The 12,944-nt window shown below is 61.1% G+C and carries 14 protein-coding genes; 11 read left to right on the top strand and 3 right to left on the bottom strand.

Annotated elements, in window-relative coordinates:
- The first annotated feature begins 43 nt into the window (after window positions 1–43).
- On the top strand, window positions 44–1,687 hold the full coding sequence (locus tag WKV53_RS24820) for a PQQ-dependent sugar dehydrogenase (RefSeq protein ID WP_341407528.1): 1,644 nt from the start codon (window positions 44–46) through the stop codon (window positions 1,685–1,687).
- Window positions 1,688–1,708: 21 nt separating this feature from the next.
- Complete coding sequence (locus WKV53_RS24815) at window positions 1,709–2,491, top strand: S1 family peptidase (RefSeq protein WP_341407527.1); 783 nt, start codon at window positions 1,709–1,711, stop codon at window positions 2,489–2,491.
- Window positions 2,492–2,567: 76 nt separating this feature from the next.
- On the opposite strand, the gene WKV53_RS24810 is transcribed toward WKV53_RS24815, so the two are convergent.
- The 3 genes from WKV53_RS24810 to dnaX form a co-directional block, all read right to left on the bottom strand.
- Window positions 2,568–3,593: an endonuclease/exonuclease/phosphatase family protein gene (locus WKV53_RS24810; RefSeq protein ID WP_341407526.1), complete on the bottom strand. Its 1,026-nt coding sequence runs from the start codon at window positions 3,591–3,593 to the stop codon at window positions 2,568–2,570.
- 31 nt (window positions 3,594–3,624) lie between these two features.
- Window positions 3,625–3,927, bottom strand: a complete 303-nt coding sequence (locus tag WKV53_RS24805) for a YbaB/EbfC family nucleoid-associated protein (protein WP_341407525.1) — start codon at window positions 3,925–3,927, stop codon at window positions 3,625–3,627.
- A 76-nt stretch (window positions 3,928–4,003) separates the two neighbouring features.
- Entirely contained in the window at window positions 4,004–5,593 is a 1,590-nt protein-coding gene (dnaX, locus tag WKV53_RS24800; protein ID WP_341407524.1) for a DNA polymerase III subunit gamma/tau, read from the bottom strand.
- 111 nt (window positions 5,594–5,704) lie between these two features.
- Here dnaX and WKV53_RS24795 point away from each other — a divergent pair, with 111 nt between their 5' ends.
- The 9 genes from WKV53_RS24795 (at window position 5,705) to WKV53_RS24755 (ending at window position 12,906) form a co-directional block, all read left to right on the top strand.
- Window positions 5,705–5,920 carry a hypothetical protein gene (locus WKV53_RS24795; protein ID WP_341407523.1) on the top strand — a complete coding sequence of 72 codons (216 nt, stop codon included), beginning with the start codon at window positions 5,705–5,707 and terminating at the stop codon, window positions 5,918–5,920.
- On the top strand, window positions 5,917–6,318 hold the full coding sequence (locus tag WKV53_RS24790) for a type II toxin-antitoxin system VapC family toxin (RefSeq protein ID WP_341407522.1): 402 nt from the start codon (window positions 5,917–5,919) through the stop codon (window positions 6,316–6,318). The genes WKV53_RS24795 and WKV53_RS24790 overlap by 4 nt, the downstream gene beginning before the upstream one ends.
- A gap of 107 nt (window positions 6,319–6,425) precedes the next feature.
- Entirely contained in the window at window positions 6,426–6,716 is a 291-nt protein-coding gene (locus WKV53_RS24785) for a hypothetical protein (RefSeq protein WP_341407521.1), read from the top strand.
- A gap of 189 nt (window positions 6,717–6,905) precedes the next feature.
- The gene (locus WKV53_RS24780) at window positions 6,906–7,160 is read left to right on the top strand and encodes a hypothetical protein (RefSeq protein ID WP_341407520.1); all 255 of its coding nucleotides are present in this window, start codon (window positions 6,906–6,908) and stop codon (window positions 7,158–7,160) included.
- Between the two features lie 92 nt (window positions 7,161–7,252).
- Entirely contained in the window at window positions 7,253–7,612 is a 360-nt protein-coding gene (locus WKV53_RS24775; RefSeq protein WP_341407519.1) for an ArsR/SmtB family transcription factor, read from the top strand.
- On the top strand, window positions 7,587–8,090 hold the full coding sequence (locus tag WKV53_RS24770; RefSeq protein ID WP_341407518.1) for an SRPBCC family protein: 504 nt from the start codon (window positions 7,587–7,589) through the stop codon (window positions 8,088–8,090). Before WKV53_RS24775 ends, WKV53_RS24770 begins: the two co-directional genes overlap by 26 nt.
- Window positions 8,091–8,258: 168 nt before the next feature.
- A complete protein-coding gene (locus WKV53_RS24765) occupies window positions 8,259–11,978 on the top strand; it encodes a beta strand repeat-containing protein (protein ID WP_341407517.1) in 3,720 nt (1,239 codons plus the stop codon).
- A gap of 199 nt (window positions 11,979–12,177) precedes the next feature.
- A complete protein-coding gene (locus WKV53_RS24760; protein ID WP_341407516.1) occupies window positions 12,178–12,426 on the top strand; it encodes a hypothetical protein in 249 nt (82 codons plus the stop codon).
- Between the two features lie 21 nt (window positions 12,427–12,447).
- Window positions 12,448–12,906: a hypothetical protein gene (locus tag WKV53_RS24755; RefSeq protein ID WP_341407515.1), complete on the top strand. Its 459-nt coding sequence runs from the start codon at window positions 12,448–12,450 to the stop codon at window positions 12,904–12,906.
- The last annotated feature ends 38 nt before the right edge of the window (window positions 12,907–12,944 follow it).

Raw genomic sequence — 12,944 nt, 5'->3', positions numbered from 1 at the left:
CATGAGGCAGTTTCTGATTCCGCTACTCGCTGTATTGATTCCGGTGCCTGCCACTGCGCAGGTGCCGGACGCCGATGCCTATCGTCGGTATGCCTTGAATCGCCCGGGTGATGCCGCGCGGGGCAAGGCGCTTTTCAACGAGCCGCGGATGCTTTGCTCGCAGTGTCACTCGGTCGACGGGAGTGCGAGCAAGGCGGGGCCGGATTTGTTTGCGGTGGGGGATGCATTCGGGCGGCGCGACTTGATCGAGTCCGTGCTCAAGCCTTCTGCCACGATTGCGCCGGGATATGGCACCGTGGTGGTGCAGACGAAGGCAGGTGCCATGATCCAAGGGACGCTCAAGCAGAAGAGCGAGGCTGGGGTGCAGGTGATGGGAGTGGATGGAAAGCTGGTTTCCATCGCTGCTGCGGACATCAAGGAGCAGTCGGGATCGGCGGCTTCGCTGATGCCGGAGGGGCTGTGTGCGCAGCTGACGCCCGGTGAGTTCACGGATCTCATCGACTATCTGGTCTCGCTGAAGCAGCCCGAGGCCACGCTGGCGAGTGACCGGGGAATGCCACTGGAGATACCCGAGCTGGCGAAGCCGGTGGTGGTGCGGCCTTTTCTTGCGAAGGAGTTCAAATTGCCGCGAGTTCGCGCGGAGAGTGGTCTCACATCGATGAGATCGATTCCCGGTGCGGCGGGCTCGTTCCTGCTGCTGCATCAGGGCGGGACGATTTGGCGGGTGGCGGATGGCGAAGAGAGTGCGGTCTTCGGCAATCTAACAGACGTGGTCTTCAGCGAGCGCGGGCCGAACGGGTTGCTGGACGTGGCGTTCCATCCGAAGTTCCGGGAGAACCGGAAGTATTACCTTTTCTATCAGGTTCTGGAGGAAGGTGTGGTCACGACGCGGATCGTTGAGAAGCGCTTTGATCCCGATTTCAAGGGAGACTCGGGCGAGCCGCCGCGGCTGCTCTTGAAGATTGCGAGTGTGGCGGAAGACCACAGTGGCGGGTGTCTGGATTTTGGGCCGGACGGGTTCCTGTATGTGGTGATGGGAGACACGGGGCCGCACAACGATCCCAACGGGCATGCTCAGAACCTAGGGATGCTGTTAGGGAAGGTGATGCGGATCGATGTGGATCGTGAGGAGGGCGGTCGGGCGTATGCGATTCCGCCTGACAATCCATTTGTGGGGCAGGCTGGGGTTCGACCGGAGATCTGGTCATATGGGTTCCGGAATCCGTGGCGCTTCAGCTTTGATCGTTCGACGAAAGAGCTGTGGGTTGCAGATGTGGGGCAGGACCGGTTGGAGGAGGTGGATATCGTTCGCCGCGGGGAGAACCATGGATGGAATGTGTTCGAAGGGTTCGAGCCGTTCTCCAATCAGTATCGCAAGGAGGGCCGGACCTTCACGAGGCCGGTGTTTGCCTATCGGCGGAAGTATGGGAACTCGATCACCGGAGGTTTCGTTTATCGCGGCGAGGAGAACCCGTCTTTCCAAGGCGTGTATGTGTTCGCTGACTATACCTCGAAGATCATTTTCGGGATCACCCTGGAGAACGGTGTCTTGAAGACTGCACGCCAGATCGGGGCGGCGCCGCAGCGGGTCGTTTCCTTCTGTGAGGATGAAGCGGGCGAGCTGTACGTGGTGTGCTATGAGGGGGCTGTTTGTAAGATCGACTTCTCCGGCGCGCGTTTTGAATGAAGTGAATCAACCCATCCGGCCATGAAGTCGTTTCTGTTTTCCTTCTGTGGGGCGCTTGCGCTTTTCGCTTCACCGCTTTCTGCCGCCGAGCATGCGGAGGCTATGATGCGGGCGACCTTCAAGCTCTTCAACAAGGACTCCACGGCGACGTGTTTCCTGATGAGGGATGGCGCTGATGTGTATGTGGTCAGCGCTGCGCATACCTTTGAGAAGGCAAGCGGTGAGACATCGATCCTGGTGCTGCGTGAGGCGGACAAGGAGGGGGCGTGGAAGCGGCAGGACAAGACGATCACGATTCGTGAGGGTGAGCGTGCGCTGTGGACGAAGCATCCCAAGGAGGATCTCGCGGTGATGCGGGTGGTGCTTGAGTTGCCGGAGGGTGCGACCTTGCCGCTGGACGCGCTGAAGGCGGATGGATTTCCGCGTTTCGGAGATCCGGTGATGCTGCTGACCTATCCGGCGCGGGTTGAGGCGAATGGGGCGGGCTTTCCGCTGGCTCGCAAGGCGGTGGTGGCGAGCTTCCCTGCCGAGCCGATGGAGAAGCATCCGGAGTTCATCATCGATGCGACGGCGTGGGATGGTGACAGCGGCGGGCCGGTTTTCATCGATGCGGGGAAGGGGAAGCCGCAGATCGTGGGTCTGGTGACGGCGCGGATCAATCATGTGGAGAACATCACGAGCGAGCGCGAGACGCGGAAGATCGAGACGCCGATGGGGCTGAGCAAAGCGCTGGCTGCGCCGGTTATCCTTGAGACGATTCGATTGGCAAAGAGCACGGTGGAGGTGCCTGCGTCGGATCGGTGAGATCCCCGTCAGAATCGCTTGAGGAGTGTGGACCTGCCGTCCACGCCGTGTAGACGAAACGCCGACACCCCCTTAATCAGGAGGATTGCAAGAAGTCGGCGACTACCATGCGGTGGTCGCTCCGGCGGGTGGTGAAGGCGGCGCAGCGGAGGGCCTTGAACTGAGGGGTGTAGTGGATCTGGTCGATCCGGAGGATGGGGATGCGACGCTGGAAGGTGTCCCCCCAGCCGACGCCGGCCTCAATGAAAGCATCGCGGAAATCGGCGCGCAACAGATCCTGGATGGGGTCGCCGGGCGGGGAGTTGAAGTCGCCGCCGAAGATGGTCGGTTTCTGGGGGGGCGTGTCGGCGAGGATGGTCAGTGCGATGTTCAGTTCCTTGCGGCGCTGCATGCGGTTGATGGTGTGCGTGCGCCAACAGTCGCGCTGCCACAGGCGCAGGTCGGTGGCGGCGCTCTGAAGGTGGACGTTGACCACCTCGATGTCGGTGTTATCCGGCTTGCGGATGGTTACCTGTTGGAGCCGGTAGCCGCCTTCGGTGGGATTGACTTCGCGGGTGATTTTCCAGCGGGTGACGACGCCATTGGTCGCGTAGATCCGGTAGTCGCCGCGTCCCTGAAAAAGTGTGTCGGCGATGTGCCGCACCTGGTGGGGGTGGACTTCCTGCAGCAGGACGATATCGGGATCCCACTGGCGGAGATCGGTGGATGGATCACCGCCGAGCCCGGTGTTTCCGCCGTAGAGGAAGTAGTTGCAGTTGAGCGTGACGACGCGCATCAGCGGTCGTCCATTGGCGGTGCCCGGAGCTCCCGGTATGGGCGGGGACTTGCCGATGTTCGAGATCACCTTGGCTTCATCGGCATCGAGCAGAATCGTCATCGCCCAGATGCCGGTGATGATGAGCGACAGCGGCGCGCGGAGGAACCAGAAGGCGACGGTGGAGCAGAGCAGGCCGATGCCGCCCCAGATCCAGATCGGCATGACGGTAAAGGCGGCCAGTCTGTCCGGGTGCTCGGCGAAGGCGTAAACCGTCACCATGTGCAGCAGCAGCGAGCAGCCGATCAGCGTCCATCCGGCGCGGCGTCGCAAGCGGGACGATTTCATCAAGGGGAGGGGAAAAGGCAGGCGGGGCCCGTTAGAACGGCAGCCCCATGCCGCCGGTTAGCTTTTTCATTTCGGTAGCAGCAACTTCCTTGCCTTTATTGACGGCTTCTTGAACTCCCTTGAGGACGAGGTCCTGGAGGAAATCGACGTCCTCGGGATCGACGACGGACTTGTCGATCTTGATGGAAACCACGTCACCGGCGCAGGTGGCGACGACGGTGACCTTGCCGCCGCCGACGGTGGCATCGACGGTGCGCTTGGCGAGTTCTTCCTGCGCAGCGGCCATGCCGGCCTGCATCTGCTGCGCTTGCTTCATGAGTTTCTGGATGTTCATGGAGATTGTAGATTGTGGATGGGAGATTGTAGATCGTGGATCGTGGATGAAAAGGCCGTGGCGTTTCCGTGGCGCTTCACTTTTTGATCGTAGCGGCGAACATTTCGAGGGCGGTCTGGATGAGCGGGTCCTTGTAGAACTCTTCCATGGGGTCGACCTTCGGCGCTGCCGGTTCGGCAGGGGCGTCCGGCTCGGGCTTCCAGGGCGGGGCGTCGGTGAGGACGGGCGCGGGATTTGGATCGAAGGAGGAGCCTTCCTCTGCCTGCTCGATCATGTCGTCGAAGGAAGAGAAGGAGCCGCCCGATTTCGCGCGGGGTTCTTCCGGTGGTGCCGGTGGGTTGAGTTCGATGACTTCCTCGACCTTTGCTTCCGGTTCCGGTTGTGGCGCCGGGGCCGGGATGACGACGGGTTCCGGCGCTGCCGTGGGAGCTGGAGCTGGCGTGGCTGACGCTACCGCGGTGGGAGCGGCAATTGTCACCGGAGAGGTGAGCTGGTCGGAAGCGCCGGCGAGGACCTTGATGACGTCGGAGAGGCGGACTTCGCCCAAGGTCTGGGCGGCCTTGATCATGCCGATCTCGAGGTGCAGGCGCTTGTTCGACGCCCACTTCATGCGGCCTTCGGTTTCGGCGAAGACGTCGATGACGGAGAGCAGGCGCTCGGGCGGATAGGCTTCGGCGGCGGCCCGGAGGGCGTTCCACGTTTCGGTGGGGATGCCATCGCCGCCGGTGGTGGAGTCGAGCTTGGCGACGAGCAAGGCGCGGACGCAGCCGATCAATTCGCCGAGAAGCTGGGAGAGTTCGCGGCCGGCTTCGGCCTCGCGCTGGACGGTGGTGAGGGCGGCGGGCGTGTCGCGGGCGAGGAGGCGGCCGATGACCTCGGCGACGGTTTCGCGGGAGGTGAAGCCGAAGACATCGAGGACGTTCGCCTCGGTGATGGTCTCGCCGCAGAAGGCGACGAGCTGGTCGAGCATCGACTGGGCGTCGCGCATGCCGCCGTCGGCGCCCTTGCCGATGGCCCAGGCGGCGGACTCGTGGAGATTCACGCCTTCTTCCTTCGCGATGTGCAGGAGGTGCTTGGCGATGATGTCGGTCGGAATCGGGCGGAGATCGAAGCGCTGGCAGCGGGAGAGGATGGTCGGCAGGACCTTGTGCGCCTCGGTGGTGGCGAAGATGAACTTCACGTGCTCCGGCGGCTCTTCGAGCGTCTTCAGCAGCGCATTGAACGCTGCGGTGGAGAGCATGTGAACTTCGTCGATGTAGTAGATCTTGAACTGGCCGCGGGCGGGGGCGAAGCGGACGGATTCGCGGATGTTGCGGACGTCGTCGACGGAGTTGTTCGAGGCACCGTCGATTTCGAGGACGTCGAGCGAGCGGCCTTCGGCGATTTCGACGCAGACGTCTTCATCGGGATCGAAGTCGGCCTTGGGGCCGTCCGTGCAATTCAGCGCCTTCGCGAGGATGCGGGCGGTGGTGGTCTTGCCGGTGCCGCGGGGGCCGACGAACAAGTAGGCGTGCGCCAGTCGCTTCTGGGCGATGGCATTTCTCAACGTCCGTACGACATGATCCTGGCCGAGGACGTCGTCGAAGGTTTTCGGGCGGTATTTCCGGGCGAAGACCTGATAGCTCACGCGGCGGAGGGTGAGGAGGGATTGGGGGTTTGTCAGCACCGGGTTTTGAGGGAATCTGTTTCCGGGCTTTCGGGGTGGGGAAAGGTGCTGATATTCAAGGGGCGGTGCTTTCTGGTGGCAGGGAGGCCTGTGGCAATCTATTCTCCTGCCATGCAAGCACACCGTGCTGAAGCCACTGTGTCAGAGGACGGCGTTCTCACGCTGCGCGACATCCCGTTTCGCCGGGGCGAGTCCGTCGAGGTTATCGTCCTCCCGTTTCCGGCTCCGGCGGCGTCTGGTTCCCGCTACCCGCTTCGTGGCACCCCGGTTACGCTCATCTCACCCACCGAACCCGTGGCGGATGCTGACTGGGAGGCTGTCGGATGATCGTCCTCGATACGCACATTTGGGTTTGGTGGGTCCACGGCGATGCGTCTCTTCCCGCTTCCGTCCGCACGCTGCTCGATGCCTCCGAGCAGACCGGTATCGGCGTTAGTGCGATTTCGTGCTGGGAAGTCGGCAAGCTCGTTGAGCGGGGCAGGCTCATTTTGCCTTGCCCCGTGCTCGACTGGCTTCAGCAGGCGCTTGCGTATCCGGGCGTTCGCCTCATCGAGCTCTCACCTCGCATCTGCGTCGAGTCCACGCAGCTTCCCGGCGAGTTTCACCGCGATCCTGCCGACCAGATTATCGTCGCCACCGCTCGCGTTCTTGATGCGCCACTCGTGACTATGGACGGTAAGATTTCGCAGTATGCGCACGTGAAACTCGCTCCGACAAACGCCTGACCATACGCTGCAGCGGACCTAGCCATCGCGCTGTGGCTACAATCGTGGCGTTTCGCATTCCGGGGCTTTGAACTTGGGCTGCCAGCCATTTCTATCCGTCTCCAGCAATGAATCCTATTCGCGTCCAAGCCGATTTCAACGGGCTCTTCGGCGACGTATTGTGCCTCACACACACCGAGACCTGCAAGGATGGGGCCGGTGCAGAGGTTCGCCTTGAGGCAGGTATGGTTGTCACTGCATTCGACGAGGATGCTGACGACAACGGCAACCGAGACGACCTTGTTGCCACAGGCACCGTTGTGCCGTCACCGGATTGGCTCACTTGTCGCGGCTCGCGATGGGCGCTCAACATCAACCAGGATGGCGTGAGGCATGAATCTGAAATCCGTAACGCCTAACCATGCCTACAGCGGACTTGGCCATCGCGCGCTGGCTGCAATCGTGGCATGCCGGAGCTAGGTCGTTGGGCTTGAGCTATTACTCGTCTCTCGCGAGGAGCAATCATGAGTAGCCCAGACAAATCACCGGCGACTTCCGGCTTCGATGGGTTCGTCCATATCGCTTGTAGCGCATCCCTGCTCGGCTCCATGGGAGCGAGCTTCCTCATCATTCCCGGTGTAAGGAGCGGCCTTTACGGGGGCACGGCGCTTATGGTTGGCTTCATCTTCGTTTGCCAAGTGGCGGTGCTGCTGTTTGCCGTTGGGGTGCCGGTTTTGGTGATGGCCATTCGCCGGCGGCTCAAGCTGTCGCGTGAGGCGGTTTGGCTGCTTGCACTTGCGGTTGCCGGTGTCGCTGCTGAAGCTTTGGTTCTTTGGCTGGTCCCGGTGACAGGGGGTAGCTGAGGAGATATCGGCCACGAGCCGCGCGCGGGGAGGAGCGGCTCTACGGGCTTTTTTGCTTGCACGCGAATCGTTGTGAGTGATTATTTAACCAAATGGTTAAATATGAATCCGAGCACTTGGACCGGACGTTTGCGGCGCTGGCGGATCCGACGCGGCGGCGGATGCTGGAGCAGCTTTCGCGGGGCGGGCTGTGTGTGACGGATTTGGCGAAGCCGCATGAGATGTCGCTGCCGGCGGTGTCGAAGCATCTGGGGGTGCTGGAGAAGGCGGGGTTGATCGAGCGGGAGAGGAACGGGCGGGTGCATGCGCTGCGGTTGCAGGCGGCGCCAATGAAGGAGGCGCAGGCGTGGATCGAGAGCTACCGGCGCTACTGGGAGGAGAGCTTCGACCGTCTCGATGAATATCTGAACCAACTGAAGAAGAACGATGAAAAGCATGATCGAAACGAGTGATCCGGGCGCGGACCGGGAAGTCCTTATCAGTCGCACTTTCCATGTGCCGCGCGAGCTGGTGTGGAAGGCGTGGACGGAGCTGGAGCACCTGAGGCATTGGCATGCCCCGGAGGGGTGCGAGATCGAGTTCAAGCGCTTCGATTTCCGCGAGGGCGGGGAGTTTCTGTCCTGCATCAGCAATCCTTCTTTTGGCGAGTGCTGGTGCCTGGGGACCTACCTTGAAATCGTGGTGCCGGAGCGGATCGTGTACACGATGGCGATGGCGGATGCGGATGGGAATCTGGTGTCATCCGCGGCGGCGGGGCATGTGTCCGAGTGGCCGGATGAGACAACGGTGACCTTGACTCTTGCGGAGGCGGATGGAGGGACTTTGCTGACCTTGCGTCAGAGCGTTTCCGAAGAGCTTGCAAAGCGCACGGGGGCATATCCGAGCTGGCTGAGCATGCTGGATCGGCTGGCAAGTAGAGTGGGAAGCTGAGGACGACTTCGGCGGAGGGGAAGCGGGCCTCGAGTCGGGCATTTTGCCGGTTAGAAACGACGGGTGAGGTGATGCTTGTCCGGGTCTTGGGACAGCAGGTAGTTTTGATTCGGTCAAAAGACCGTTTTCCACTTCGGTCCCCCCCGGATTCAGAAGTTTTCCCCTCCTATGAAAACCCTGTCTTTTGCGTGCCTGCGCACGCTGTCCTCGGTGAGCCGTGGTCTCGCCGCTTGCCTTGCATTGGTGGCTTCCGCCAAGGGAAGCACTCATGTCTGGATCGGTCCGGTCAATGGCCTGTGGAGCAATCCTGCCTGCTGGAGTGGCGGCATTCCGACCACCGGTGAAAGCGGTGGCACGCTGGTGGTGTTCGGCACTTCGGGAGTATCGATCTGCAACTATCCGGTGACGGTGGATCAGATCGCCTTCAATGGTGGTGGCAACGTGATCGTCAACGGTGGTTCCACTCTCTCCGTCAGTGGTACTGCGGCGACTGAGAACATCTGGAGCATGGCAGGCGACAATGCCATTACGGCGCCGATCCAGTACGTCGGGACTTCCACGATTTATGTTCGAGCGGACGGCGGCACGCTGACGCTGGCGGGCGCGCTAAGTGGCACTACCGCGAACCGCAAGCGCGGGAACGGAACGCTGACCCTTTCGGCGGCAGCGAACACGAACACCGGCCAGACCAGCGTGTCCGAGGGAATCCTGTTACTCGATTCATCGGGCGTGAACACCTGCATCCTCGGGGATCTCGTGGTGGCCGATGGCGGTGGGACCGCGGCATCGGTGGTGCTTGATCAGTCGCTGGAGATCAAGGACACCTCGAACATCACGGTGAATGCCGGTGGCGTCTTCGACTTGAAGAGCTTCAACGATGGCTTCGGCAACCTGACGGTGAGCGGGGGATCGGTGACCTTCACTACTGCCAGCGTGAATGTTGGAGGAGTGCTTAGCATGACGGGCGGATCCATCAGCGGGACGACGGGCTCGCTGACCTTGCAGGGTGATGTGACGGCGACTTCCTCGGCGACTGCGACCGCGACGATTTCCTCGCTGATCGCGCTGCCTGCGACGCGGACCTTCACGGTGAATGATGGCGCCCAGGCCACTGACCTGACGCTGAGCAATGTGATCTCGGGGGCAGGTGCTGGCTTCATCAAGAACGGCACGGGCACGCTTTTGCTCTCGACGAGCACGAACAATACCTACGGTGGAACCACCACGGTGAACCAAGGTACGGTGACTTTGAACGGCGGTGCTTCCGTGGTGATTCCGGGGGCACTGGTGATTGGCAGTGGTAGCGGGGCGGCGGGCAGTGCCGTCGTGCGGCTGGGGCAGGGTTCGGAGATCAACAATGCGTCCAACGTGACCGTGAAGTCGGACGGGCTTTTCGATCTGGCCAGTTTTTCCGACGTCGTTGCTGCGGTGGATATCGATCGCGGCTCGATCACGAGCAGCTCCGGCTTTCTGACGGCGGGTCCGCTAACCATGAACGGAGGCAGCATCATTTCTTCCAGCACGGGTGGCCTGGGCCTGACGGGTGATGTGACGGCAACCTCGACGGCGACCAGCACGGCGACGGTCCAGGGAAACGTGATCCTCGGTGGCACGCGGACCTTCACGGTGAATGCCGGAGGGATGCTGCCTAATTTCCGGATGAACGGTGTGGTCAGTGGCTCTCCCGCCGCCAGCGGCCTAACCAAAGCCGGAACTGGCACGATGATGCTGATGGGCGCTTCCGGCAATACCTTCACCGGGACCACCACGGTGACGCAGGGAACGCTGCAGCTCCTGCAGACCGGAGGCTATACCATCAACGGTCCGCTGGTCATCGGCAACGCGGTCGATCCGGCAGGATCAGCGGTGGTCCAAGAGCAGATCCAAAATGACCTGCTCAGCTCGATTTCCGTGACCATCAATAAATCGGGGGTGCTGGATATGAACGGCTACGTCGACACCATCGATGCATTGAGCGGTGAGGGGAGCGTGTTATTGACCGGTAGCCAACTCACGGTGGGATCTGCCAACAGCACCTCGACGTTTTCAGGAACGATCGTTGGCGGCGGGACCGGCAAATTCGCCAAGGCTGGAAGCGGGACGCTGACCTTGAGCGGGAAGCTTACCTCCGGCCTCGACACCGTGACCGTGAATGACGGAACCCTGGTCCAGAAGTTCGGCGCGGGATCGGCGACGGTGGCCAAAGTGCAGGTCGGGGACGGAGTGGGGGCGGCGGGCAGTGCGATTCTCGATCTATCGGCGGCTGATCAACTTGCGCCGCTGAGCTTGATCGATGTGAAGCTGGACGGTGTGCTGAAGACCAATGGTTTCAATACCGGGGCTAGCACGGTGACGATCGACCGCGGGGTGATCAATGTGCCCGGCGCGACCTTTACCACGGGCAATATCACGATGACCGGTGGCTCGATCACGGGGGCGGGAAGCATGGTTCTGAATGGTGATATCGTGGCTTCCTCGGCGGCGACCGGTGGGGCTTCGATTGCTCCAGCGATCGCGCTGAGTGGCACGCGGCAGATGACTGTCAATTCCGGTGGGGCAGTTCCGAACCTGCTGCTTTCCGGTGTGCTATCGAGTGCGCCTTCGACGCAGGGCGGTATCACCAAGAAAGGTCCCGGGACGATGCAGATGGCAGGCGGGAACAATACTTATTTCGGAACCACCACGGTGGACCAAGGAGTGCTGGAGATGAATAAGAATGTCGTTCTAGCAGTTCCCGGGCCTTTGGTGATTGGCAACGATGTCGATCCGGCGGGATCGGCAGTCGTGAGGTGCTTGATCAACTTCGGCGTGGGCGGCGGGGCCCCGGTGACGGTCAAGGCATCGGGTAAATTTGATCTTAGCGGGTTCACCGAACGCGCCGCTTCGATTTCGGGTACCGGTGCGATTACCGGCACTGCCAGCAACCTGACACTTTTCACGGGAGACGCGACCTACGATGGACTGATCTCCGGTGGCACTGCGGTGACGAAGTCTGGGACGGGCACGCAGATTTTCACGAAGAACAATACTTACACGGGCGGGACTTACATCAATGCGGGCAAGCTCTGCATCAACGGGACGCAGTCGGGCATCGTGAATGTGGGAGCGGCGGGGACCGTCGGCGGTATCGGAACGTCGGGTAATCTCGATGCGAGTGTGGCAGGGGCGCGTGTTGCCCCGGGTGCGGGGACGGGCACGAGTCCGGGGATCTTACATGTGACCGGCAATGCCAACCTGAGTAATGGGACGCTGCTGGTGCGGCTCAATGATGCCACGGCCCAGAAGATCGACCAACTGAAGGTCACGGGTGATCTCAACCTCACTGGAGCTACCCTGCAGACGACCTTGCTGGGACAGGTGGTGCCGACCACGCAGGTCATCGCCAGCTTCGGCGGAACATTGACGGGCACCTTTGCCAATCTTCCGCCGGGCTACACCATCAACTATGCGTACAACGATGGCCTCTCGACGAAGAACATCGCCATCACCGTGACGAATCCGTGGCAAGCCTGGCTGGCGGGCTATGGGCTGAATCCTGCCACCACGGGCCTGCCCGATGCGGATCCGGACAAGGATGGTATTTCCAATGGGATCGAGTTCGTGCTGGGGTCCGATCCGACGGTTCCGAGCGGCTTTGCGAATCTGCCGAGCGGGAGCATTTCCGGAGCGAACTACGTGTTCGTGTTCCGGCGGGTCGCTGCGGCGGCTTCTTACAATCCGGTGGTGCAAATCTCGACGACGCTGGGCGGTGCTTCGTGGACGGATTTGGTTTCCGGAGTCAGTGTGGAGCCGAATTTCTATGGGCCGGGGATTGACCGGATCGTGGCTACGATTTCCCGGACGGGGAAGCCGAGGCTGTATTGCAGGATGAAGATTGATGGGTTGTGAGGTTGGCTTCGCTCCATTTGTGGGGCATGAATCCGTGAGCCTTTGCATGAAGCGGTTTTTTCCATGGTTCGTAGTCGGCGTCGTTGTCGTGGGAGCCGGTTGGTGGCATTTCAAAGGGGCCGACATGCTCGAAAGGCGGCGGTTTTATCGTTTTGATCCGGGGCTTTGGGCGAAATCAAACGCGGAGAAACGCTATTACATGGCCCGATACCTGATGGATCACTACGAGTTGATCGGCCTCACTCGCAAGGAGGTGATCGCCAAGCTTGGAGACAGCGGCGAAGAGAGCCGTATGCTCTACGATCTCGGTCCTGAACGAGGTAGCATGTTCAAGGTCGATAACGACTGGTTGGAAATTTCCCTTCCCGCGGGGAAGGTGGCGTCCGGATTCATTCGGATTAGCAGCGTCAGCAAGGGAGGAAGCCGGGAGATCGCCAACTTCGTCTAACAGAGTCAGCAACCAAGAGACATGCTTCATTCCATCGCCTCCCTACTGAATATCGCGGCAAGCAAGGCGAGGAGTGTGGAGAAGACCCTTGAAGCGGGGCGGAAGAACATCGAGCGAGCGCCGAAGGAGTGTCGTGAGATGCTTGTCGCGCAGCGGATGGAGGGGTGTTTCCTGCTACCGTTCATGGGCAGCAAACTGGAAAGGCGGAGCGGGCTTTCGAAGTTCATTCTCGGTTTCAGCAAGCGGCACCAGTGCTGGTTTGGCTATGGTGGCAATGGAGTGCTGTTGTTTGTGGAGGCGGACAACTATCTGTTCGTTCATCCGGCCTCGATTGATCGGGTCCGGAGCAATTGGAAGAACGGGTCGGAGATCCTGTTGTGGATGCATACGCCTGCGACTGACAAGATCCGGCTGAAGTTTGGCGAGGATTCATCCGCGCTTAAATTCTGCGGGTATTTGCAGACCCTTTGGAGGAGATAGGAGGCGAGGGGGCGCTTTCTCATCGACAGTTGCAGCGG

Origin of the sequence: Luteolibacter sp. Y139, assembly GCF_038066715.1 — a bacterium.
GTDB classification, from domain to species: domain Bacteria; phylum Verrucomicrobiota; class Verrucomicrobiia; order Verrucomicrobiales; family Akkermansiaceae; genus Haloferula; species Haloferula soli.
Note: the sequence above shows the minus strand (reverse complement) of the source record. Positions and strands in the feature narration are given on the sequence as shown.